Genomic DNA, 22,796 nt, shown 5'->3' on the forward strand with positions numbered 1-22,796 from the left:
ACAAGGGACCGCTGGTCAGGGCTTGTTGAGGTACGCCAGCACGGCCAGCACCCGGCGGTTGCCGTTCGCGTCGTCGGTGAGCCCGAGCTTGCCGAACATCGAGGTGGTGTACTTGCCGATCGCGCTGTCGCTGAGGAACAGCCGTTGCGCGATGGCCTGGTTGGACAGCCCCTCCGCCATCAGGCCGAGCACCTCCAGCTCGCGCTCGGTGAGCCGGTCGAGCCGCCGGTTCGACGGGGCGGAGGAGACCAGCGCGCCGATCACCGCCGGGTCCATGGCCGTCCCGCCCGCCGCCACCCGTTCCAGGGCGTCGACGAACTGGTCGCCGTCGAACACGCTCTCCTTGAGGAAGTAGCCGATGCCGCCGGCGCCATCGGCCAGCAACTCGCGGGCGTACAGCTGCTCCACGTGCTGGGAGAGGATCAGCACCGGCAGCCCGGGCACCTCCCGGCGCGCGGCGAGGGCCGCCTGGAGGCCCTCGTCGGACTGGGTCGGCGGCATCCGGACGTCGACGACGGCGACGTCCGGGCGCCAGGTCAGCAGGGCGTCGAGGGCCTCGGGGCCGGTGGCGGCCGTCGCGACCACCTGGTGCCCGTAGGCCTCGACCAACCGGACCAGGCCGTCCCGCAGCAGGTACAGGTCCTCGGCTACAACGATTCGCATGGCACCATCATGGTGGCTCTGGTCGGGCCGCCCACCGGGCTGGTGAGTTCCAGAGTGCCGTCGAACACTGCGAGGCGGCGGCGCAGCCCGGCCAGGCCGCCCGCACCCTCCGTCGGGCCGCCGCCCGGCACCGCGCCGCCGCGGCCGTCGTCCCGGACCTCCACCACGATGCCGGTCCCGCTGTGCCCGATGGCGATCCGCACGCTGGTCGCCCCGGCGTGCTTGGTCGCGTTGGTGAGCAGTTCGGCGACCCCGAAGTACACCGCGGACTCGATCGGCGGCTCCAGCCGGAACGGCCCGTCGGCGGTGACCGCCACGTCGAGCGGGCTGTTCAGCGCGAGCGCCCGGACCGCGTCCACCAGCCCGCGCTCGTTCAGCAGCGGCGGGTTGATGCCCCGGACGAGGTCCCGCAGTTCGGCCAGCGAGCTCGCCGCCCCGGCCCGCGCCGCCCGCATCAGCGCCCTGGCCCGCTCGGGGTCGGTCTCCATCAGCTTCTCGGCGGTCGCCAGCGAGAGCCCGAGCGCGACCAGGCCCGCCTGCGCGCCGTCGTGCAGGTCCCGCTCGATCCGGCGGATCTCGGCGGCCTGGGCGACCGTCACGTCCGCCCGCTGGGCCGTCAGTTCGTCCACCCGCTCGGCCAGCCGCATCGCGGCGGACGGGCGGAGGAAGCGGACGGCCACCGGCTCCACCGGCCGCCAGGCGTACGGGGCGGAGAGTACGGCCACCACCGCGGCGAGCGCCCCGAGCACCCGCGCCACCGGCTCCGGCCGGAGCAGCCCGAGCACCGCCGCCGCCACCGCCGCCGGCGGGATCGCCGCGACCGGGCCCGCCGTGAACGGCGCGATCCCGGTGAACCGCAGGTCGCGCCAGGTGGCCGGGTCGCGCCACCGGATCCGCCAGGACTGGTCCATGAGGGCGTCCCGGCGGCTGCGTTCGTACGTGTACCCGTTCCACCAGTAGCCGGTGGACATCCGGGTGATCGGTCCGGCCGTCCGGTAGCCGGCCGGGACGGCGGTGCCGGTCCACCGCTCGACCAGGAGGCGGACCGCCCGGCAGACCGGACGGGCCAGGGCGAGCGTGCCCGTGCCCGCCACCACCACGGGCAGCAGCCACGACCACGGGTTGGCCGGGCCCCACCGGATGCCCAGGGCCACGGCGGCGGCCCACACCGCCGGTATCGCCAGGGTGACGGCCGCCACCGCGCACGACCGGACGAATCCCACCCCCACGCGTTCGGCCCATGCCGCCGGCTGTCCCATGTCCGCGTCCCCCGCTCTCCGCTCGATACCCCCACTCTGCACCCTGGGGAGCCCGTCGACGCCCTGGTCAGGCGAATGGTGCGGCTGGGCCCACCCCGTCGTGGGTCCAGGCCCCACCGGCCTCCGGGCGCACCCTGCGGTCGGACTCGCGCCTCCGGGCAGACGCCGCACCCGGGGAGCGGCCGGCGGGGCCGTAGCCCGAATGCATGTATCGCTCTCTTGACTGGCGTCACCGACGCGCCATACTGGCCTCACTCCCCGCTCGCACGATGAGGTGCCCGCCCATGGAGCTCTCCCCCTCAGCGCACGTGGACACGTTCTGTCGAGACCACCTCCCGCCCTTCGAGCAGTGGCCGGAACTCCTCTTCGAACTCCCGGAGTTGGCCTACCCCGACCGCCTGAACTGCGCCGCCGCACTGCTCGACGACACCATCGACCGCCTCGGCCCGGACCGCCCCTGCCTGTTGACCCCCACCGGCGGGTGGTCATACGGCGAACTGCGCGACCACGCCGACCGGATCGCCCGTCTGCTGACCGAGGACCTCGGCCTCGCCACCGGCAACCGGGTCCTACTGCGCGGCCCCAACACCCCCTGGCTGGCGGCCTGTTGGCTCGGCGTCCTGAAGGCCGGCGGGGTGGCCGTCACCACCGTGCCGCTGCTGCGGGCCGCCGAGCTGACCGAGCTGCACCGGATCGCCCGGCCCGTCCTCGCGCTGTGCGACCACCGCTTCCTGGACGAGCTGCACCGGGCGCGCACCCCCGGCCTGCGCGTCCTGCGCTACGGCGGCCCCGGCCCCGAGGACCTCACCGCCCGCAGCGCCGCCAAGCCCGCCGGCTTCCCGGCCGTCCCGACCGCCGCCGACGACGTCGCACTGATCGCCTTCACCTCCGGCACCACCGGCCGCCCCAAGGCCACCCTGCACTTCCACCGCGACGTGCTCGCCATCGCCGACACCTTCTCCCGCCACCTGCTCCACCCCACCCCCGAGGACGTCTTCACCGGCACCCCGCCGCTCGGCTTCACCTTCGGCCTCGGCGGCCTGCTGGTCTTCCCGCTGCGGGCGGGCGCCGCCAGCCTGCTGCTGGAGCAGGCCACCCCCGAGCAGCTCGCCGAGCAGGTCCGCCGGCACCGGGTGAGCGTGCTGTTCACCGCGCCGACCGGGTACCGGGCGATCCTGGCCGCCGGGCTGGCCGACCGGCTGGCCGGGGTGCGGCGCTGCGTCTCGGCGGGCGAGCCGCTGCCCGCCGCGGTCGGGCAGGCCTTCCGCGCGGCCACCGGGCAGCGGCTGATCGACGGCCTCGGCGCCACCGAGCTGCTGCACGTCTTCATCTCGGCCGCCGACCAGGACGTCCGCCCCGGCTCCACCGGTCGGCCCGTCCCCGGCTTCCGGGCCGCGGTCCTGGACGAGCGGGGCCGCCCGGTGCCCGACGGCGAGCCCGGGCTGCTCGCCGTCAAGGGCCCGACCGGCTGCCGCTACCTGGACGACGAACGCCAGCTGGACTACGTCCGCGACGGCTGGAACATCACCGGCGACACCTACGTCCGGGACCAGGACGGCTACTTCTGGTTCCGCGCCCGCAACGACGACATGATCGTCTCGGCCGGTTACAACATCGCCGGACCCGAGGTGGAACAGGCCCTCGCCACCCACCCCGACGTGGCCGACTGCGCGGTGGTCGGTGCGCCGGACGAGCGGCGCGGCGCGGTGGTGAAGGCGTACGTGGTGCTGCGCGAGGGCGTCCCGGCCGGGCCGGAGACGGCGCGCGGGCTCCAGGAGCACGTCAAGCGCACCATCGCGCCGTACAAGTACCCGCGGGTGGTCGAGTTCGTGGCCGAGCTGCCGCGCACCGCGACCGGCAAGCTGCACCGCGCCGAGCTGCGCCGACGGGCCGCGCCGGCCCCGGCCAGCGTCGCCGTCGAGCGCCGGGTGGAGTGGTCCGACACCGACGCCGCCGGGCACTACCACTTCTCCGCCGTGCAGCGCTGGGCCGAGGCGGCGGAGGCGGCGCTGCTGCACCGGCTCGGGCTGGCCGACCTGTTCGGGCGGATTCCCCGGGTGCACTTCGAGGCCGACTACCGCGAGCGGCTCTGGTTCGGCGACCTGGTCCGCACCGAACTGCGGGTGGTCCGGGTCGGCGGCTCCTCGCTGCACTACGCCTTCGAGGTGCACGGCCCGCACGGGCTGGCCGCGAGCGGGCGGATGTCGGTGGTGCACTCCCCGCCGCAGGACGGGGGCAGCGAGCCGTGGCCCGCACAGGTCCGCCGCACGCTGGCGGAGTCGGGGCCGCAGCGGCCCGAGGTGCTCGCATGAGCCCGGCACCGGGCACCGCCCGGATCGCGGTGATCGGCGCCGGCCCCGGCGGGCTCTACTTCGCCGCCCTGGCCAAGCGGTTGGCGCCCGACCGGGAGCTCACCGTCTTCGAGCGGGACGCCCCGGAGGACGAGTCCGGCTTCGGCGTGGTCTTCTCCGACGAGACCCTGGACGGCATCGCCCGGGCCGACCCCCGGGTGTTCGCCGCGATCAGCGCCGAGTTCGCCCGCTGGAGCGACATCGACGTCCGGTACGCGGGCGAGGTCCGCACCAGCGGAGGCCACGGCTTCGCCGCCCTGGACCGCAACCGGCTGCGCGCCGTCCTGAGAGAGCGCTGCGCCGAACTGGCGGTGGACGTGCGCTACCGCACCCCGGCGCCGCCGGTCGACCGGCTGGCCGCCGAGTACGACCTGGTGGTGGCCGCCGACGGCATCCGCTCCGGCACCCGGGCCGCGTTCCCGGAGAGCTTCCGCCCGGACCTGGACGAGCGCCACTGCCGCTACATGTGGCTCGCCACCGACAAGGTCTTCGAGGCCTTCACCTTCATCGTCGAGCGGTACGACTTCGGCGTCCTCCAGGTGCACGCCTACCCGTACAGCGCCACCCGCTCGACCTTCATCGTCGAGGCGGCCGCGGACGCCTGGCACCGGGCGGGCTTCGAGGCCATGGCCGCACGGGAGTTGACGCGCGGCGAGAGCGACCTGGCGAGCGTGCGGCGCTGCGCGGAGCTGCTCGCCGGGCACCTGGACGGCCACCGGCTGATCCCCAGCGCGTCCCGCTGGATCCGCTTCACCACGGTGCGGAACGCGAGTTGGCGCCACCGCAACGTGGTGCTGCTCGGCGACGCCGCGCACTCCGCGCACTTCTCGATCGGCTCGGGCACCAAGCTCGCCCTGGAGGACGCCCTCGCCCTGGCCGCCGCGCTGAGCGAACAGCCCTCCCTGGACGAGGCGTTGGCCGCCTACGAGGCCGAGCGCCGCCCGGTGGTGGAGTCCACCCAGCGCGCCGCGCAGGCCAGCCTGGAGTGGTTCGAGACGATCGGGCGGCGCACCGGGCAGGGCGTCGACCAGTTCGCCTTCAACCTGCTCACCCGCAGCCGGCGGGTCACCTACGGCAGCCTGCGGGCCCGCGACCCCGCCTTCGTGGACGCCGTGGACACCGCCGTCGGCGGCTCGCCCGGGGTGCCGCCGATGTTCCGACCGCTGAAGCTGGGCGCGCTGGAGCTGCGCAACCGCGTCGTGGTGCCCCCGCTCGCCACCTTCACCTCCCCCGACGCGCTGCCCAGCGGCTTCGACCGGGCCCAGCTGACCGGGCACGCGCTCGGCGGCGCGGGGCTGGTGATCGCCGGGATGACCGCGGTCGGCCCCGAAGGCCGGGCCACCGACCGGTGCCCGGGCCTGTGGACCGACCACCAGGAGGCCTCCTGGCGTCAACTCGTGGACGCTGTACGGGCGGTGAGCGACACCCCGCTCGGCATCCAGCTGACCCACGCCGGCCGCCGGGGCGCGACCACCGCCCCCGGGCCGGACGGCGTCGGGCGCCCGCTCGCCGAGGGCTGGCCGCTGCTCGCCCCCTCAGCCATTCCCTGGGACGCCGACAGCGCGCTGCCGCACGAGGCGAACGACATCCAACTGGCCGCCGTCACCGCGGACTTCGCGGCCGCCGCCGAGCGGGCCGCCCGGGCCGGCTTCGACGCGCTGGAGCTCCAATTCGGCCACGGCCACCTGCTCTCCTCCTTCCTCTCCCCCCTCACCAACCGCCGCACCGACCGATACGGCGGCCCGCTCGCCCACCGGCTGCGGCTGCCGCTGGAGGTGCTGACGGCGGTGCGCGCCGTCTGGCCGACCGGACGGCCGCTGCTGGTGCGGATCTCGGCGAGCGACTGGGCGCCCGGCGGCACCACCGAGGAGGAGGCCGTGGCGATCTGCCGCGCGCTCGCCGAGGCCGGGGCGGACGCGCTGGACGTCTCCACCGGCGAGGTGGTGGCGCACCAGCGGCCGCCGTACGGGCGCGGCTACCAGACGCCCTTCGCCGAGCTGGTCCGCGCCGCCACCGGGCTGCCGACCATCGCGGTCGGCGCGATCTCCGGGTCCGACGACGCCGACTCCGTCCTGCTGGCCGGGCGGGCCGACCTGGTCGCGGTCGGCCGCGCCCAGCTGTACGACCCGCTCTGGACGCTGCACGCCGCCGCCGAACGGGGCTACACCGGGCCGGGCGCCCGCTGGCCCGAGCCCTGGCGGGCGGGCAGCCGCAGGCCGCCGGGCCCGAGCGCCGACCGGGTCGCCCCGCGCCTGCACCTGCTGCGCGAGCCGCCCGCGCCCGTCCACCGCCGCTGGTCACCCCGCCCGGATCCGCCGCGCTCTGAGCCACCGCGTGCTTGAGCCGTCCCGTCCTTGAGCCGCCCGCGCTCGAGCCGTCCCGAGGAGAGCCGAGGAGCCATGCCCCAGCTGCCCCGCTTCACCGCCGCCGCCGTCCAGGCCGCCCCGGTCTACCTGGACCCCGCCGCCACCGTCGACAAGGCCGTCGCACTGGTCCACGAGGCGGCCGGGCAAGGCGCCGAACTGGTGGTCTTCCCCGAGGTCTTCGTGCCCGGCTACCCGTACTGGAACTGGACGATGAACCCGGTGCAGGGCTCGACCTGGTACGAGCGCCTGTACCGGGCCGCCGTGGACGTCCCCGGGCCGTACGTCGACACCCTGCGGGCCGCCGCCCGGCAGGCCGGCGTGGTGCTGGTGATCGGGATCAACGAACGCGGCCGGCCCGGCCTCGGGCCGCTCTACAACACCGTGCTGGTCATCGACGCGGACGGCGGACTGCTCAGCGCGCACCGCAAGCTGATGCCGACCTGGGCCGAGAAGCTGACCTGGGCACAGGGCGACGGCTCCACCCTCACGGTGCATCCCACCGCCGTCGGCCCGCTCGGCGCGCTGGCCTGCGGCGAGAACACCAACCCGCTGGCCCGCTTCACCCTGCTGGCCCAGGGCGAACTGGTCCACGCCGCCTGCTACATCGCGCTGCCGGTGGGCCCCGAGGACTACGACATGGCGGACTCGATCGCGTTGCGCACCGCCGCGCACTGCTTCGAGGGCAAGGTGTTCTCCGTCGTCTCCTGCTCCACCGTCTCACCCGAGATGGTGGACCTGATCGCGGGCGACGACCCGCAGGTCCGCAAGCAGCTCGCCCGCCCGCACAGCGCCCTGTCCGGGATCTTCGGCCCGGACGGCCGTCCCGTCACCGAACCGCTGGTGGACGAGGAGGGCATCGTCTACGCCGAGATCGACCTCGGCCACTGCGTCCGGCCCCGGCAGATGCACGACATCGTCGGCCACTACAACCGCTTCGACGTCTTCCGGCTGCACGTGGACAAGCGCCCGCTGCGGCCGCTGGTGTTCCCCGAGGAGGAGGCATGACCAGCCCCGAGCACGTCCCCGACCGTCACGACGACTTCGACGACGACCGGATCGGCCGGTCCCGGGTCACCGACAGCCCCGAGCTGCTCGCCTACTACGAGGAGTTGGCCGCACACGAGGCCGGCGCCCTGTGGACGGTCGCGAACGAGATCGAGCCCTGGTACCCCCAGCCGAAGTCCGTCCCGGTGCTCTGGCGCTACGCCGACCTCCGCCCGCTGGTGCGCAAGGCACTGCCGCTGGTGAAGGCCGACGACGCCGGACGCCGGGTGGTGATGCTGGTGAACCCCGGCCGCCGCGAACTGAGCGCCGCCGTCGGCCTGTTGTACACCGGCCTGCAGATCATGGGCCCCGGCGAGGCGATGACCGCGCACCGCCACCAGGCCTCCGCGCTGCGCTTCGTCCACGAGGGCACCGGCGCCTGGACCATCGTGGACGGGCAGAAGCTCAGGGTCGGCCCGCGCGACTTCGCGATCACCCCGAACAACACCTGGCACGAACACGGCAACGAGGCCGACGACGCCCCGGTGATCTGGCAGGACGGCCTGGACATCCCGCTGGTCAACACCCTCGACGCCAACTTCTACGAGGTCCACCCGGAGCTGTACCAGCGGCCGGGCCCGGTCATCAACTCCTCGCTGCTCAGCTACGGCGGCAACCTGTTGCCGTACGGCGCCGAGAAGTGGACCAGGCCCTACTCGCCGCTGTTCGGCTGGCCCTGGGAGCCCAGCTACCACGCGCTGTGCGAACTCGCCCGCGCCACCGCGGGATCGCCGTACGACGGCGTGATCATGGAGTACACCAACCCGGTCACCGGCGGCCCGGTGATGCCGACCATGTCCGCCCACCTCCAGCTGCTCCGCCCGGGCCAGGCCACCCGCGCCCACCGGCACACCGGCTCCGTGGTGTACACCGCGGCCAAGGGCCGGGGCGTCTCGGTGATCGCGGGACAGCGCTTCGCCTGGCAGCAGGGCGACATCTTCGTCGTCCCGTCCTGGGCCTGGCACGAGCACGCGAACCTCGACCAGGGCGAGGACGCCTGCCTGTTCTCCTTCAACGACTTCCCGGTGATGCGGGCGCTCGGCCTCCACCGCGAGGAGGCCCACCCGGACGGGCAGCAGCCCACCACCACCGCCTGACCAGGAGCCCCACCACCATGCACCTGTTGACCTTCCGTACCCACCACGCCGACGACACTGGCGACGCTGGTGCCCCGCGCCTCGGCGCCCGGCTGGACGGCGACCGGGTCGCCGACCTGACCGCCCTCGCCACCGCCGCCGGCGCCCAACTTCCCCCCGACCTCCTCGGGTTGATCCGCGCCGGCGAGCCTGCCCTGGCCACCGCCCGGGAGCTGCTCGCCGGGGCTCCGGCCACCAGGCCGCTCGCCGAGGTCGCGCTGTGCGCGCCGCTGCGCCCCGGCAAGATCGTCGGCGTCGGCCTCAACTACGTGGAGCACGTGGCGGAGTCGCACCGCACCCTGGACACCGACCGCGAACTGCCCGACCGCCCGGTGCTGTTCGACAAGCCCTCGACCGCCGTCACCGGCCCGGGCGGCCCCATCCTGCACAACGCCGACCTCACCAAGCAGCTCGACTGGGAGTGCGAACTCGCCGTGGTGATCGGCGCACCGGCCTTCCGGGTGGCCGAGGCGGACGCGCTGCGGTACGTGTTCGGCTACAGCATCGTCAACGACATCAGCGCCCGCGACCAGCGCCGTTCCGGCCAGTGGTTCTTCTCCAAGGGCCAGGACAGCTACGCGCCGTTCGGCCCGGTCGTGGTGACCGCCGACGAGATCCCCGACCCGCAGCGGCTCGACCTCTCGCTGAAGGTCAACGGCGAGCTGCGGCAGGACTCCAACACCCGCCACATGCTGTTCGGCGTCGCCCGGCTGATCGCCGACATCTCCTCCGGTGTCACCCTGGAACCGGGCGACGTGATCGCCACCGGCTCCCCCTCGGGCGTCGGCGCCGGGATGGTGCCCCCGCAGTTCCTCCAGCCCGGCGACCTGGTCGAGGCCACCGTCGAGCGGATCGGCACGCTCGCCAACCCGGTGATCGACGCCCGCTGACCCGTCCGGACCGGAAAGGACCGTCCACCCGATGACCACCTACCGGATCGGCCAGATCGTCCCGAGTTCCAACGTCACCATGGAGACCGAGGTCCCCGCCCTGCTGCGGGCCCGCGAGGCGGTCGCCCCCGAGCGGTTCACCTTCCACTCCAGCCGGATGCGGATGACCAGGGTCACCCCCGAGCAACTGCGCGCCATGGACCGGGAGTCCGACCGCTGCGCCACCGAGCTCTCGGACGCCCGGATGGACGTGATCGGCTACGCCTGCCTGGTCGCGGTGATGGCCGCCGGCCCCGGCTACCACCGCGAGGCCGAACGGCGGCTGCACCTGCGGACCGTCCGGAACGGCGCCCCCGCGCCCGTCGTCACCAGCGCCGGCGCCCTGGTCGCCGGACTGCACGAGCTCGGGGCGGCGAAGGTCGCCATGGTCACCCCGTACCTGCGGCCGCTGGCCCGGACGGTGGTCGAGTACCTCGCCGCGGAGGGCATCGAGGTGCTCGACCACGCCGCCCTGGAGATCGCCGACAACCTGGACGTGGCCGCCCACGACCCGGCCCGGCTGCCCGCGATCGCCCGCGGCCTCGCGTACTCCGACGCCGACGCGGTGGTGCTGTCGGCCTGTGTGCAGCTGCCCTCGCTGTCCGCCGTCGAGGAGGCCGAACGGCAGTTGGGCAAGCCGGTGGTCTCGGCCGCCGTCTGCACCACGCACCAGCTCCTGCGGGCCCTCGGCCTGCCCGCCTTCGCGCCCGGGGCCGGGCACCTGCTCTCCGGGGCCTACGCGTAGCGGCCCGCACTACGCGCCGCGGGCCGCCCCACGCGCAGCGGCCCGCACTACGCGCCGCGGGCCGCCCCACGCGCAGCGGCCCGCACTACGCGCTGCGGGCCGCCCCGCGCGTGGGGCCCCGGCCATGGGCGACTTGGAAACGCAGGAATCCGCGTCCCCCGGACCGGCCCTCTCGTTATGATCGCCACCAGTCGCCGGGGAGGAGGGCCCGCATGTCCGACAGCACACCCCGGCCGAGCTCCCTGATCCACACCGTCTACGGCGAGTTCGTGCGCCGCCTCGGCGGCTGGATATCCATCGCCGACCTGATCGCCCTGCTGGCCGAGCTGGACGTCGACGGCCAGGCCGTCCGCTCGGCGACGTCCCGGCTGAAGAAGGCCGGCACCCTGCTCCAGGAGCGCCGCGCGGGGACCGGCTACCGGCTGGCCCCGGCGATGGAGCCGGTGTTCGAGGAGGGCGACCGGCGGATCTTCCACAGCCTGGAGCCCGCCGCACTCGACGACGGCTGGGTGGTGGCGGTCTTCTCGGTGCCGGAGTCCGCCCGCGCCCACCGCCACCAGCTGCGCTCCCGGCTGAGCTGGCTCGGCTTCGGCAACGCCGCGCCCGGGGTCTGGCTGGCCCCCGCCCGGCTGCTACCGGACGCCCGCCGGCTGCTGGACCGGCTCGGGCTGAGCGCCTACGTCCACCTGTTCCTCTCCGCCGAGTACGTCGGCTTCGCCGATCCCCTCGCGGCGGTGGCGAGTTGGTGGGACCTCCCGGCGATCGAGGCGCAGTACGCGGCGTTCGCCGACACCTGGCGCCCGGCCGCCGAGGAGTTTCGCGGACGGTCGCCGGTCGACCCGGCCGAGGCGTTCCGCGACTACGTGCCGATGCTCACCCAGTGGCGCCGGCTGCCGTACCTGGACCCCGGGCTGCCCGCCCAGCTGCTGCCCGCCGACTGGAACGCGGTGCCCGCCCGCGCGGTGTTCACCGAGTTGCACGGACTGCTCGCCGAGCCCAGCCTCCGGTACGTCGAGAAGGTAACCGGGCTGTCCCACCCCCAGGAGCCGCGATGACCGACCCCGCCCCCGCCGACCTGCTGATCCGCGCCGCCGCCGTGCAGACCCTGGTGCCCGGCGCGCCGCCCCGCCGGGCGGTCGCCGTCACCGGCGGCCGGATCACCGCCCTCTCCGCCGCGCCCGACGGGCTGGACGCCCTGGTCGGCCCGGCCACCGAGGTGGTGGACGCCCCGGGCTCGACCGTGCTGCCCGCCTTCGACGACACCCACACCCATCTGATCCTGGCCGGGCACAGCGTCCACGGCGTGCCGGTCCACCGGGCCCGCGACCTCGCCGGCTTCCTCGGCCTGATCCGCGAGCGCGCCGCCGCGACCCCCGCCGGCGAGTGGATCCACACCACGGTCAACTGGCAGGAGGTGCTGCTGGCCGAGCAACGGCTGCCCACCACCGGGGAGTTGGACACCGCCGCCGCCGAGCACCCGGTGCTGGTGCGCCGCGGCGCGTACAACATGGTGCTCAACTCGGCCGCTCTGCGGCTGGCCGGGATCACCGAGTCGACCGAGGCGCCGCCCGGCGGTGCGATCGAGCGCGACGAGCACGGGCGGCTGACCGGCCGGCTGATCAACCGGGCGGTCGAGCTGGTCGAACGGGTGCTGCCGCGCCCCACCCTCGCGGAGCGGATCGAGGGCCTGCGCGCCGCCTCCGCCGACTACGCGGCCGGCGGGATCGGCACGGTCCGCGACTGCCTGGTCCCGGTCGAGGACCTCGACGTGCTGGACGCCGCCCGGGCGGCGGGCGCCCTGGCGGTCCGGGTCCGGGCACTGGTCTCCGGCTTCGCCGCCCGCACGCCGGAGCAGGTGGACGCGCTGCTGGACCGGATGGACGACTGGCGCGCCGCCGGTCGGGACGACGACCGACTGCGGCTGTGGGGTGTCAAGTTCGGCATCGACGGCGGCTTCGAGGCGGCCGCGGTGGAGGAGCCGTACCAGGGGCAGGCCTGCTACCACGGCCGGCTGCTCTGGGAGCCGGCCGAGCTGCTCGCGGCGGTGGACCGGGTGGTGGAGCGCGGCTGGCGGGTCGGGGTGCACGCCTGGGGCGACCGCGGGCTGCGGGTGCTGCTGGACGTCTTCGAGCAGGTGCTGAAGCGTCGCCCGGGCCTGCTGCCCGGCACGCTGGTGGTCGAGCACGGCGGCCTGGCCCGCCCGGGGCAGCGGGCCCGGGCGATCGCGCTCGGCATCCCCGTGACGGTGCAGCACCCGCTGCTGCACGACGGCGCCCTCACCCAGCAGCGGGCCTGGGGCGAGGAGCGCACGGCCGCGCTCTTCCCGCTGCGCGAGTGGCTGGACGAGGGCGCGCTGATCACCGGCGGCTCGGACTTCCCGGTCGGCCCGTACGGCGCGATGGTGTCGGTGTGGGGCATGACCACCCGGGGCACCACGGCCGGGGTGGTCGGGCCGGAGCACGCGATCGGCCGGGCCGAGGCGGTCGCGCTGCACACGGTGAACGCGGCCCGGCTGACCGGCGAGAGCGCGGTGCGCGGCAGCCTGCGGCCGGGGACGTTCGCCGACCTCACGGTGTGGCCGGTCGATCCGCTGGACTGCCCGGTGGACGCGCTGCGCGAGCTGCGACCCATCCGGACGGTGGTCGACGGGCGCACGACGCACCGCATGTGACGGTATGTCAGACTGCGGCGAGCTCCCGCAGGTCGATGCCGCGGTGCAGCGCGCGCAGGTCCTCGTGCAGGGTGGACGGCGGGACGGCGAGCACCCCGCAGCCGGCCCGGCTCAGGCAGCGCCGGGTGACCGAGCGGCGCGTCAGCCCGCGCACCCTGGCCCGGACGCCGCCCTGCTCGCCGGTGCTGACCACCAGCAGGTCGCCGGGACGGTCGGCGAGCCCGGTCAGCACCGCCGCGGCCTCGCCACGGATGACCAGCGGCCGCACCGCCACACCGATCGGCAGGCCGCCGAAGGCCTGCTCCAGCGCGCTCTCCATCCGCGCCTCGGCGAGTTCCTGCCAGGCGCGCAGCAGCGGCGGGCACGGCCGGGCGCGGTAGTTGCGCTCGCCGCCGACCGGCGTCCAGGCGAGCACCGGTACCAGGACGGCCCGCCGGACCCGGGCCTCCTCGGCCGCCCGGTGCAGGGCGGTCAGGCTGTGCAGGGAACCGCTGACTCCGACGATGACGCGGGCGCCGTCCGACATGATCCTTCACTTTCCGATGCAAAAACTCTTCGATGTCTGCGATTAGGTTGCCACCGTCCACCTTTAGCCTGCAAATCCAAGGCATTAACTGAATGCGACCTTGCATCTCTCGGCATATCCATGCCCCGGCCACCCGCCGGGCGCCCCAGTGCCGGCCTACCCATGCTCGATCACATGTTCGAATGAAGGCGTACGCTGATCCCATGCACGGCACCGTCCACCTCCAGCCCTCGCTGTTCGACGACGCGGACCGCGGCGACATCCGCCTCGGCCCGCTCGACGGCCTGCGGCGGCAGCCGCTCGGCGACGGCGCCTGGCTGGACGTGCTCCCGGGCTGGCTGCACGGGGCGGACGAGCTGTTCGAACAGCTGGCCGCCACCGTGCCCTGGCGGGCCGAGCGCCGCGAGATGTACGAGCGGACGGTCGACGTCCCGCGCCTGCTGGCCTCCTACCCGGCGCAGGCCGAACCGCCGCACCCGGTGCTGGGCCTGGCCCGGGCCACGCTGAGCCGGCACTACGCCCGGGAGCTCGGCGAGCCGTTCCGCACCCTCGGCCTCTGCTACTACCGGGACGGCCGGGACAGCGTGGCCTGGCACGGCGACCGGATCGGGCGCGGCGCCCGCGAGGACACCATGGTGGCGATCCTCTCCGTCGGCGAGCCGCGCACCCTGGCACTGCGGCCCCGGTCCGGCGGCGCGGCCGTCGTCCGCCACCCGCTGGGCCACGGGGACCTGGTGGTGATGGGCGGCTCCTGCCAGCGCACCTGGGAGCACGCGATCCCCAAGACGGCCCGCCCGGTGGGCCCGCGGATCAGCATCCAGTTCCGGCCGCACGGGGTGTCCTGATCCCCCGCTTGCCGCGCACCCGCCGGGCGCGGAGGCTGGCGAGTGGGGCCGGACGCACGAACCCCACAGCCACCGGGCACCGAACGCCCGGGAGCCGAACGCCGGACCCCGAACCCCGAACGCCGCACACCGGGCCCGTCAGGAGGCCGCATGCCGAAGCCGGGCGTCTACCACGCCGGGGTCCCGTGCTGGGTCGTGCTCACGACGCCGGACACCGCACGGGCGCAGGCCTTCTACGGTGCGCTGTTCGACTGGGAGTTCGTCCCGACCGGCCCCGCCGAGGCAGTGGCCACCCGGTACGGCGCCCAGGTCGCGGCCGTCGAACGGGCCCGGTCGGCCGACCCGCCCGCCGCCTGGACCACCTTCCTCGCCTGCCCCGACCCGCTGCACACCGCCACCGCCGTCCGGGCCGCCGGCGGCCGCCTCGCCCGGGAGCCGTACGAGGTGCCCGAGCAGGGCCGCGCCGCACTCGCCGTGGACCCGCTCGGCGCCCGCTTCGGGCTCTGGCAGGCAGGCACCATCGACGGCGCAGGCCTGGTCGACGAGCCGGGCGCGCTCGCCTGGAACGAACACCTCTCCCCCGACCCGGACGCCGCCCGGGCGTTCTACCGCCGGGTGCTCGGCTACAGCTACGACCGCCCGCGGGCGGGCCACGCCCTCGCCCGGGTGGCCGGCCTGCCCGCGTGCAGCATCGGCCCCGCCGACCCGGGGACGGGCGCGGGCGCGCGCTGGCTGGTCCACTTCGCGACCGAGGACACCGACCGTGCGGCCGACCGGGTGCGCGCCCTCGGCGGCACCGTCGTCACCGGCCCGGCGCCGGCGCCGTTCGGCCGCACCGCACGGGTCCGGGACGACGCCGGCGCGGAGTTCGTGCTGGTCGCCGTCCCGGCCCGGGACGCCGCGGCGGCGGCCTGAGCCCGGACCGCCCACTCGCCTGCGGGGCCGACCGCCCCGCGCGCCGGTCCCGGCCACCCCTTCCGTCAGTCAATTTGCCTTCCTGGCAAGACCGTTCGACCCGGACCTCACCGCACTGGGCGATCGGCCCCGCCGACCCGGCTGTCCGTTGCGACCGCTACCGTGCTGGCATGAGTTCCTTCCTGCGCGCGTACCTGGTCGACCCGGCGGAGCTCCGGCTCCGCGTCGGCAGCGGCAACGAGGGGGCGGTCGACGAGGCCCTCGCGTACTTCGGCCCGTCCCTGGACCGGTCCGACGAGCACTTCGCCGACGAGATCGCGCAGGGCGCTCCGACCGCCCTGGCGGCGCTGCGCGCCGTGGTGCACGGCGGCCCCTTCTCCGGGGACGAGGACCACGCCTTCCAGTACGGCTACGCCTACCGGCGGCTGTGCTGGCTGGTCGGGCAGCCGCTGGAGGTCGACTCCTTCGGCCCGTTCCGGGGCAACTGGCTGGAGGTGGTCGACGACGGCCTGAAGGCGTACGGGATCACCGCCGTCTCGGTCGCGGACTTCCAGTACGGCGGCGGCCTCCCCGCCGGACTGCCCCACTGCGACGTGCCGTCCTGCGCCGCCTGGTCGGCCGAGGACTGCCGGCGGGCCCTGGAGCAGTTCGAACGGGCCGAGCGCGAGGGCCGCACACCGGCGCCGGAGCGCGAGGTGGCCGAGGCCGTCGCGGAGGTCGTCGGCTGGCTCCGGCTCGCGCGGCACCGGAAGGGCGGCGACGTCGTCGGCTTCGTCTCCTGAGCCGCCTGGCCCCGGACGACCCCGCCTGGCCCCGGACGACCCCGCCTGACCCCGGACGACCCCGCCTGACCCCGGACGACCTCGGGAGTCCCGACCGGTGGCGGGACTCCCGAGTGGGCCGGTGGCCGGCGGAGGTCAGTCCTTCACCGCGCCGGCCAGCCCGGAGACCAGCTTGCGCTGCACCGCGATGAAGAAGATCAGCACCGGCACCGTCATCAGCGTGGACGCCGCCATGATGCCGCCCCAGTCGTTCTCGTCCGGCTTGAAGAAGACCAGCAGCGCCGAGGGCAGCGTCTGGTTCTGGGTGGCGCTGATGATGAAGGTCTTGGCGAAGACGAAGTCGTTCCACGCCGCGATGAAGGAGAACACGCTGGTCGCGGCGAGGCCCGGCGCCACCAGCGGCAGCAGGATCCGCCACAGGATGCGGGTCCGGCCGGCCCCGTCGATCTGCGCGGCCTCCTCGATCGACACCGGGACGGCCGCGACGAAGCCGCGCATCATCCAGATCCCGAACGGCAGCGAGAACGCCAGCTGCACCAGGACCAGCGAGGCCAGGGTGTTCAGCCCGATGCCCGGGGCGAACCGGCCGGCGTCGCGGAACATGAAGAACAGCGGGATGGTCAGAGCCTCGACCGGGATCATCTGGGCGATCAGGAACATCACCATGATGGTGGTGCGGAACCTGAACCGGAACCTGGTCACGGCCACCGCCGCCAGGAAGACCACGACCGCCGACAGCACCACCACCGACAGCGCGACCACCAGGCTGTTCACGAAGTAGCGGCTGAAGCCGTCCACGCTGAGCACCTGGCGGAAGCTCTCCAGCGTGGGGTGGGCGGTCCACGGTCTGGGGTCGAGCGACTGGATCTCACCCTTGGGCTTGAAGGCCGAGAGCACCATCCAGAAGATCGGGAAGGCGGTGACCACGCCCAGCAGGACCGCGCCGGTGTTGGCGGCCAGCCGCCACCGGCCCCGGGTGCTCCGACCCCGGGTGCTCCGGCCCCGGCCGTCCCGGTCGCCGGTCCGGCCCCGACCGGTTCGGCCGTCGGCGGCCCCGGAGCCGTCGGAGTCCCGACTCGGCTTCACGGCAAGGGAGTTCACCGGGCTCACAGTTCGTTCCCCGTCCGTCGCAGGGTGCGGATGTACAGGACCGTCGGGATCACCAGGATCAGCAGCATGATCACGCCGATCGCCGCGCCCAGCCCGTACTGCGAGGAGGCGAACGCCTTCTGGTACGCGTACACGTTGAGCACCAGGTTCTGGCCGGCGATGCCGCCGCCCTCGGTCATCACGTAGATCTGGGTGAAGACCTTGAAGTCCCAGATCACCGACTGGATCACCACGATGGTCAGGATCGGCCGCAGCATCGGCGCGGTGATCCGGCGGAAGGTGGTCCAGGTGTTGGCGCCGTCCAGGGCGGCCGCCTCCATGACCTCCTCCGGAATGGCCCGGATGCCCGCGTAGAGGGTGACCATCACGAACGGGTAGGAGTGCCACACCACCACGGCGCCGACGATCAGGAACGCCGTCCACTTGTCGTAGAACCAGTTGAACTCGTGGAAGCCGGAGAGTCCGAGCCCCTCCAGGGTGTGGTTGACCAGGCCGAGGTTGGTGTCGAACAGGAAGCTCCACACCGTCGAACCGGTCATCGCCGGCGCCGCCCAGGCGGCCATCGCCGCGGTGGTCAGCACCAGCCGCGGCCACCGGCCGACCTTGGTGAGCAGCACCGCGAGGGCGGCGCCGACGGCCAGGGTGGCGACCACGCAGAACGCGGCGAAGCCGATGGTCTGGAACAGCACCGTCCAGAACTGCTCGTCCTCGAGGATCCTCGTGTAGTTGCCGAAGCCGACGAAGGAGGTCGGGACGCCGCCGGAGGCCTGGGCCTGCCCGAAGTCCAGGACGGACAGCAGGCCCAGCTGGTAGATCGGATAGGCGACCAGCGGGATCAGGATGACCGCGGCCGGCAGGAGCAGCAGCAGCGGGGGCCGCCGGCGCCGACCGCCCGGGGGTGCGGCCGGCGCCCTGCCCCCTCGGCGCCTCTGCGGGGAAGGCGGCGCCGGGGCGGTCGAGGTGGATACGGACACGTGCGGGACCTGTCTCTCTGTCGGGCGTCAGCGCGCGGCGAAGGCCGAGGAGACCTGCGCGGCGGCGTCGGCCGAGGCCTTGGCCACGTCCGCCTTGCCGGTGACGACCTGCTGGAGCATCGTCGGGATCACCGCCTGGGCGTCGATCTGCGTCCACGCCTGGTCGAGCGGGACGAACCTGGTGCCGGCCGCGATGGTGTCGGTGAAGGGCTTCAGGAACGCGTCCTTCGTCGCGACCTTGCCGCTGACGGACTTGAGCGTCGGCAGGTTGCCCATCGCGTCGTACATCTGCTCCTGGTACGTGGGGCCCGCCAGCAGCTCGGCGAACTCGACGGCCAGCGTGCGGTGCTTGGCCGCCTTCATCACGCCCAGGTTGTTGCCGCCGGCGAAGGCCGGGGCGATCGAGCCGGGCTTCTCGCCGGGCAGCGGCACCACGCCGTACTTCCCCTTGACCGCGCCCGCCTCCACCTTGCCGCGGTTGGAGTTCAGCAGCACCGCCATGGCCGACTTGCCGGCCGCGAACAGGTCGACGGTCTTGCCGCCGGTCAGGTCCGCGCACTGCTGGGCGGGGCAACCGTCGGCGCCGAACAGGTCGGTGTAGCGCTTGATCCCGGCCTGCGAGGCGGGCGAGTCGATCGCGGCCTTGAACGAGGAGCCGTCCTTGGTGGCGATGTCGCCGCCCGCGTCCCAGACGAAGGGCAGCGCGGCGAAGGTGTACTTGCCGCCGACGGCGATGCCGAAGGTGTCCGGGTGCGCGGCGTGGATCCTCTGGTTGGCGGCGACCAGTTCGGCGTACGAGGTCGGCGGGGTGAGGCCGGCCTCGGTGAACAGGTCGGTGCGGTAGTACAGCGCGCGCACGCCGACCCACCAGGGCAGGCCGTAGGTCTTGCCGTCGACCACGGCGGTCCTGGCGATCGCCGGGTCGAGGTCGCCCTTGTCCTGCCACTTGTCCAGCTCGGCGGTGATGTCGGCGAGGCCGCCGGCGGCGACGTAGCCGGGCAGGTCGGTGTTGCCGAACTCGACCAGGTCGGGGGCGCTGTTCGGGTCGTTGAACGCGCCCTTCATCTTGGCCGCGCGGGCCGAGGCGTCGGTGTCGATGTAGCTGACGTCGACGGTGACGCCCTGATGGGAGGACTGGAACTCGGTCACCGCCTTGGCGATCACGGCCTCCTTGGCGGCGTTGCCCGCCTCGTTGTACAGCCAGACCTGCAGGGTGCCGGTCCGGTCGTCGGCGGCCTTGTCGCTCGCCGGCGAGGCGGTGCCGGGGGCGCAGGCGGTGGCGGCCAGGCAGCCGGCGGCGAGCACGACGGCTGCGGCGGTCCGTCCGATGAGTCGCATGGTGGAGACCTCCCCTCCCGACAGCTGCCGCCGAGACGTCCGCCGCTGGGGGCGGGCACGTCGAAGCAGGCCCTGACCGGGGCCGATGGTGGGTGAAGTGGTGGGGGTACGGCAGGGCGCAGCGCTCGGGTGGGGCGACGTCGCCTGCTCGATGGCAGGGACGTTAGGCGGGGGCGATCGGCGCCAACAAGAGGGAGTTGGCCAAAGTTTTGCACTGCACAACGTTGTATCGAAGATGCGGCCATCCGGCCGCGACCGGGTACGTTCTGACAACCGCTGCCGACCAGCGGGGGAACACCGGCAGAACGACCACCAGGGGAACGGACCCATGACGGAGACGGCGCCCAAGAAGCCCGCGACCGAACGCAACCAGTCCTCCTCGCTGCGCCGCGCGCTCGCCGTCCTCGGCTACGTCCGCGACCACGGCGACGGGCGCGGCGTCCCGCTCGCCCAGCTCGCCGACGGACTCGGCCTCAACAAGAGCACGGTGCTGCGGCTGGCCGGCCCCCTGCTGGACGAGCACCTGCTCGACCGCGACCGCGAGACCGGCTGGTTCCGGCTCGGCCACGGCTCGCTGCGGCTCGGTCAGGCCTACCTGACCACCCTCGACCTGCGCAGCGTCGCCGCCGAACACCTGCGCCGGCTCCAGCGCGAGGCGGGCGAGACCGTCCACCTGACCGTCTGGCAGGCCCCCGGGATCGTCTACCTGGACAAGGTCGAGGACGAGACCAACGTCCGGATGGCCTCCCGGGTCGGCAGCCGCGCCCCCGCCTACTGCACCGCCACCGGGAAGGCGATCCTCGCCTGGCTGGCCGAGGAGGCCGTCGCCGAGGTGGTCGCGGCGGGCCTGCGCCCGGTGACCGCCTGGACCATCGCCGACGAGTCCCGGCTGCGCGCCGACCTCGCCCGCATCCGCGCCCGCGGCTACTCGATCGACGACCGCGAGAACGAGCCCGAGGTCCGCTGCGTCGCCGCCCCGATCTTCGACCACACCGGCGAGGTCACCGCCGCGCTGTCCGTCTCCGGCCTCACCTCGCGGATGACCGCCGCCCGGGTCCGTGCCCTGGGCCCGGTGGTCGCCCAGGTCGGCCTGCGGATCTCCCGCGAACTCGGCTCCGACCGCCAGCCGTCCTGACCGCCAGCCGTCCCGGCCGCCAGCCGGCCCGACCGCCCGCTGGTCGCCCGGTCTCCGGGAACGCGGACAGGGCCCGGCACCGTTTCCACGGCACCGGACCCTGTCCGATCTCGGAGCGCCAGGCCCGGGTCGCACGGACTCTTCCTACTGAAAGTAGGACGTGCTCTGGTAGCACCACTGACGCCTGACGAGGAATCACTCCCTCGCGACGGGAAGTACAGTACCAGCTCCGTGATCATTCGCCGAACCGGAGGGGAATCCCGCATGACGAACGCTCGACCCGAGGCCGGTCCGGCCGTCGTCCCGTACGCGGACGGGCGGCTGCTGGACGTCCACCGTCCGGCCGCCGACGCCACCGGGTCGGCCCCCGTCGTGCTGCTCTGGCACGGCAGCGGCCCGAACGAGCGCGACGTGCTGCGGCCGCTGGCCCAGGAGGCCGCCGGGCTGGGGCTGCTGGTACTCGTCCCGGACTGGAGCGCCGAGCAGCCGGACGGCGGCGGCGCCGAACTGCTCGCCTCACTGGCCCGGGCCCGCGGGATCGCCGCCGAGCACGGCGGGGACCCGGCCCGCTTCGTCCTGGCCGGCTGGTCGATGGGCGGCCGCGAGGCGATCGCCGTGGCCACCCACCCGGACACCCCCGCGGAGCTGCGCCCCACCGCCGCCGTCGGCATCGCCTCCCACTACTCGACCAAGGCCGTCACCACCGGCGAGGCCCCGCTCGACCACCTGGCGCAGGCCCCCTCCCCCGTCCCGCTCCGGCTGGTCCACGGCACGGCGGACGACATCGTGGCCGTCGAGCACACCCGGCGGTTGAGCGCTGCTCTTACAAAGCAGATGTCGGCGGTACGCACCCTCGAACTCCCCACCGACCACGCCGGTGTGGTGATGACCGTCTACCGCCGCGAGGCCCGCCGCTGCCTCCCGGCCACGGACGCCGCCACCCTGGCCGCCGGCCGACGGACCGCCGCCGTCCTCGCCGAGGCGGCCGGGCTGCCGGCCTAACCGCCCGCCGGCTCCCACAGCCCGTGGCCCCGAGCCCCAGCGCCTCCAGGTCATGCTTCAGCGGGGGCGCGGGACGGCCAGGACCGGGCAGGCGGCGTGCCTGACGGGGTGGCGGCCGCGCAGGCGGAGCTCACCCGGGCCGGGCCGGCCCACGGCCGGGCGTTCATGGTGGTGGGCGAGGAGGGGCTGGGCCGAGCCGCACACCGAAGACCCGCCCCGCCGAATCGAGGTCGGCGGGGCGGGCGGGGCCGAACCGGGCTACGCCAAGCTCGCCGTCCGCTGCGCGGTGACGGTGGTGGACCAGTCCCGCGGCGCCGAGGCTGGCCCGGAACGGTCGGAGGATGCTCGGCAGGTGCTCAGCAGGCCTGGTTGATCCGGTAGAACGAGGCGTAGTGGTCGCCGGTGTAGTAGTCCTCCTGGTAGGCCTGGCCGGTCACGATCCGGCGGGCGCCGCGGGTCGGGGATCCCGGGGTGATGACGGTGTACTCGTGGTAGTAGCCGTAGTACTCGCTGGGCAGGACGCGCTCCCGGTTCTGGAAGACCACACCGTCCTGGGAGTAGGGGAACGGCCCGCCGGAGGCGATCAGGTCGAGGGTGTCGGCGGCCTGCGAGGGCAGGGCGGAGAGGCAGACCGTGCCACTCACGTCGGCGTGCGCCTCGGTGGCGACGGCGACCGGGGCGAGGGTCATCAGGGCGACGGCGGTGACGGCGGCGGCGCGGGACTTCCACGCGCGTAGAGTGCGGGTCATGCCCCCCAGTGTGGCGAGACACCGTCAACTCCGGAAGTCCCCTGAAAAAATGTTAACCGGCAAGTAACTTCTCTTTCCCTCCGGCGACTTGAGCCGTACGCCGACTTCCGCGCCGCCTCCGCCGCACGCCCCGCGCAGCGCCCACGAACCGCCCGCCCGGCACAGGGGTCGACCGTCGTCGAACTCATGCCGGAGCTGTCCCGGTCGAAGCGAGCCGCATAGAGTGCCGAACAGAGCGCCGCGCAGCGCGGCGGAC

The 22,796-nt window shown here is 74.2% G+C and carries 19 protein-coding genes and 3 pseudogenes; 15 read left to right on the top strand and 7 right to left on the bottom strand.

The annotated features are described in order from the left end of the window. Positions 1-15: 15 nt before the first annotated feature. Both ACZ7RU_RS29240 and ACZ7RU_RS29245 read right to left on the bottom strand, forming a co-directional pair. On the bottom strand, positions 16-663 hold the full coding sequence (locus ACZ7RU_RS29240; protein WP_470343965.1) for a response regulator transcription factor: 648 nt from the start codon (positions 661-663) through the stop codon (positions 16-18). Next, positions 648-1,922 carry a sensor histidine kinase gene (locus ACZ7RU_RS29245; RefSeq protein WP_470343966.1) on the bottom strand — a complete coding sequence of 425 codons (1,275 nt, stop codon included), beginning with the start codon at positions 1,920-1,922 and terminating at the stop codon, positions 648-650. The genes ACZ7RU_RS29240 and ACZ7RU_RS29245 overlap by 16 nt, the downstream gene beginning before the upstream one ends. 284 nt (positions 1,923-2,206) lie before the next feature. Between ACZ7RU_RS29245 and ACZ7RU_RS29250 the strand changes: the two are divergent. The 9 genes and pseudogenes from ACZ7RU_RS29250 to ACZ7RU_RS29290 all read left to right on the top strand — a co-directional run. Continuing rightward, a pseudogene (locus tag ACZ7RU_RS29250) lies at positions 2,207-3,817 on the top strand (AMP-binding protein); the annotation flags it as partial. Positions 3,818-3,910: 93 nt separating this feature from the next. Then, positions 3,911-4,234 (top strand): annotated as a pseudogene (locus ACZ7RU_RS29255) (acyl-CoA thioesterase); the annotation flags it as partial. Next, on the top strand, positions 4,231-6,615 hold the full coding sequence (locus ACZ7RU_RS29260) for an oxidoreductase (RefSeq protein ID WP_470343967.1): 2,385 nt from the start codon (positions 4,231-4,233) through the stop codon (positions 6,613-6,615). The pseudogene ACZ7RU_RS29255 and the gene ACZ7RU_RS29260, both read left to right, overlap by 4 nt. Positions 6,616-6,672: 57 nt before the next feature. Continuing rightward, positions 6,673-7,644 carry a carbon-nitrogen hydrolase family protein gene (locus ACZ7RU_RS29265; RefSeq protein ID WP_470343968.1) on the top strand — a complete coding sequence of 324 codons (972 nt, stop codon included), beginning with the start codon at positions 6,673-6,675 and terminating at the stop codon, positions 7,642-7,644. Continuing rightward, complete coding sequence (locus ACZ7RU_RS29270) at positions 7,641-8,780, top strand: cupin domain-containing protein (RefSeq protein WP_470343969.1); 1,140 nt, start codon at positions 7,641-7,643, stop codon at positions 8,778-8,780. Before ACZ7RU_RS29265 ends, ACZ7RU_RS29270 begins: the two co-directional genes overlap by 4 nt. 17 nt (positions 8,781-8,797) lie before the next feature. Continuing rightward, positions 8,798-9,709 (top strand): fumarylacetoacetate hydrolase family protein, encoded by a 912-nt coding sequence (locus ACZ7RU_RS29275; RefSeq protein ID WP_470343970.1) that lies wholly within the window; start codon positions 8,798-8,800, stop codon positions 9,707-9,709. Between the two features lie 31 nt (positions 9,710-9,740). After that, a complete protein-coding gene (locus tag ACZ7RU_RS29280; protein ID WP_470343971.1) occupies positions 9,741-10,493 on the top strand; it encodes a maleate cis-trans isomerase family protein in 753 nt (250 codons plus the stop codon). Positions 10,494-10,705: 212 nt separating this feature from the next. After that, positions 10,706-11,548 carry a PaaX family transcriptional regulator gene (locus ACZ7RU_RS29285; RefSeq protein WP_470343972.1) on the top strand — a complete coding sequence of 281 codons (843 nt, stop codon included), beginning with the start codon at positions 10,706-10,708 and terminating at the stop codon, positions 11,546-11,548. Continuing rightward, positions 11,545-13,164, top strand: coding sequence for an amidohydrolase (locus tag ACZ7RU_RS29290; protein ID WP_470343973.1), 1,620 nt, complete (start codon positions 11,545-11,547; stop codon positions 13,162-13,164). Before ACZ7RU_RS29285 ends, ACZ7RU_RS29290 begins: the two co-directional genes overlap by 4 nt. Positions 13,165-13,171: 7 nt before the next feature. Here ACZ7RU_RS29290 and ACZ7RU_RS29295 read toward each other — a convergent pair whose 3' ends face one another. Then, positions 13,172-13,690, bottom strand: a complete 519-nt coding sequence (locus ACZ7RU_RS29295; RefSeq protein ID WP_470343974.1) for a universal stress protein — start codon at positions 13,688-13,690, stop codon at positions 13,172-13,174. A 203-nt stretch (positions 13,691-13,893) separates the two neighbouring features. Between ACZ7RU_RS29295 and ACZ7RU_RS29300 the strand changes: the two genes are divergently transcribed. The 3 genes from ACZ7RU_RS29300 (at position 13,894) to ACZ7RU_RS29310 (ending at position 16,232) form a co-directional block, all read left to right on the top strand. After that, the gene (locus ACZ7RU_RS29300) at positions 13,894-14,535 is read left to right on the top strand and encodes an alpha-ketoglutarate-dependent dioxygenase AlkB (RefSeq protein WP_470343975.1); all 642 of its coding nucleotides are present in this window, start codon (positions 13,894-13,896) and stop codon (positions 14,533-14,535) included. A 150-nt stretch (positions 14,536-14,685) separates the two neighbouring features. Next, positions 14,686-15,450 carry a VOC family protein gene (locus ACZ7RU_RS29305; RefSeq protein WP_470343976.1) on the top strand — a complete coding sequence of 255 codons (765 nt, stop codon included), beginning with the start codon at positions 14,686-14,688 and terminating at the stop codon, positions 15,448-15,450. Between the two features lie 170 nt (positions 15,451-15,620). Continuing rightward, positions 15,621-16,232 (top strand): DUF7691 family protein, encoded by a 612-nt coding sequence (locus ACZ7RU_RS29310; RefSeq protein WP_470343977.1) that lies wholly within the window; start codon positions 15,621-15,623, stop codon positions 16,230-16,232. Positions 16,233-16,367: 135 nt separating this feature from the next. Here the strand turns inward: ACZ7RU_RS29310 and ACZ7RU_RS29315 are convergent, their stop codons facing one another. The 3 genes from ACZ7RU_RS29315 to ACZ7RU_RS29325 all read right to left on the bottom strand — a co-directional run bounded on the left by ACZ7RU_RS29315 (position 16,368) and on the right by ACZ7RU_RS29325 (position 19,654). Beyond that, the gene (locus ACZ7RU_RS29315) at positions 16,368-17,192 is read right to left on the bottom strand and encodes a carbohydrate ABC transporter permease (RefSeq protein WP_470344051.1); all 825 of its coding nucleotides are present in this window, start codon (positions 17,190-17,192) and stop codon (positions 16,368-16,370) included. A 146-nt stretch (positions 17,193-17,338) separates the two neighbouring features. Further along, positions 17,339-18,316, bottom strand: coding sequence for a carbohydrate ABC transporter permease (locus ACZ7RU_RS29320; protein WP_470343978.1), 978 nt, complete (start codon positions 18,314-18,316; stop codon positions 17,339-17,341). A 27-nt stretch (positions 18,317-18,343) separates the two neighbouring features. Next, a complete protein-coding gene (locus ACZ7RU_RS29325) occupies positions 18,344-19,654 on the bottom strand; it encodes an extracellular solute-binding protein (protein ID WP_470343979.1) in 1,311 nt (436 codons plus the stop codon). 328 nt (positions 19,655-19,982) lie between these two features. On the opposite strand from ACZ7RU_RS29325, the gene ACZ7RU_RS29330 reads away from it, so the two are divergent. The 3 genes and pseudogenes from ACZ7RU_RS29330 to ACZ7RU_RS29340 all read left to right on the top strand — a co-directional run. Further along, a complete protein-coding gene (locus ACZ7RU_RS29330; RefSeq protein ID WP_470343980.1) occupies positions 19,983-20,789 on the top strand; it encodes an IclR family transcriptional regulator in 807 nt (268 codons plus the stop codon). A 264-nt stretch (positions 20,790-21,053) separates the two neighbouring features. Continuing rightward, positions 21,054-21,791 (top strand): alpha/beta hydrolase family protein, encoded by a 738-nt coding sequence (locus tag ACZ7RU_RS29335; protein ID WP_470343981.1) that lies wholly within the window; start codon positions 21,054-21,056, stop codon positions 21,789-21,791. 184 nt (positions 21,792-21,975) lie between these two features. Next, positions 21,976-22,122: pseudogene (locus ACZ7RU_RS29340) on the top strand (MOSC domain-containing protein); the annotation flags it as partial. A 25-nt stretch (positions 22,123-22,147) separates the two neighbouring features. On the opposite strand, the gene ACZ7RU_RS29345 reads toward ACZ7RU_RS29340, so the two are convergent. Next, positions 22,148-22,540 carry a ribonuclease gene (locus ACZ7RU_RS29345; protein ID WP_470343982.1) on the bottom strand — a complete coding sequence of 131 codons (393 nt, stop codon included), beginning with the start codon at positions 22,538-22,540 and terminating at the stop codon, positions 22,148-22,150. Positions 22,541-22,796: the final 256 nt, after the last annotated feature.

This window comes from Kitasatospora sp. NPDC114501 (genome assembly GCF_055633695.1).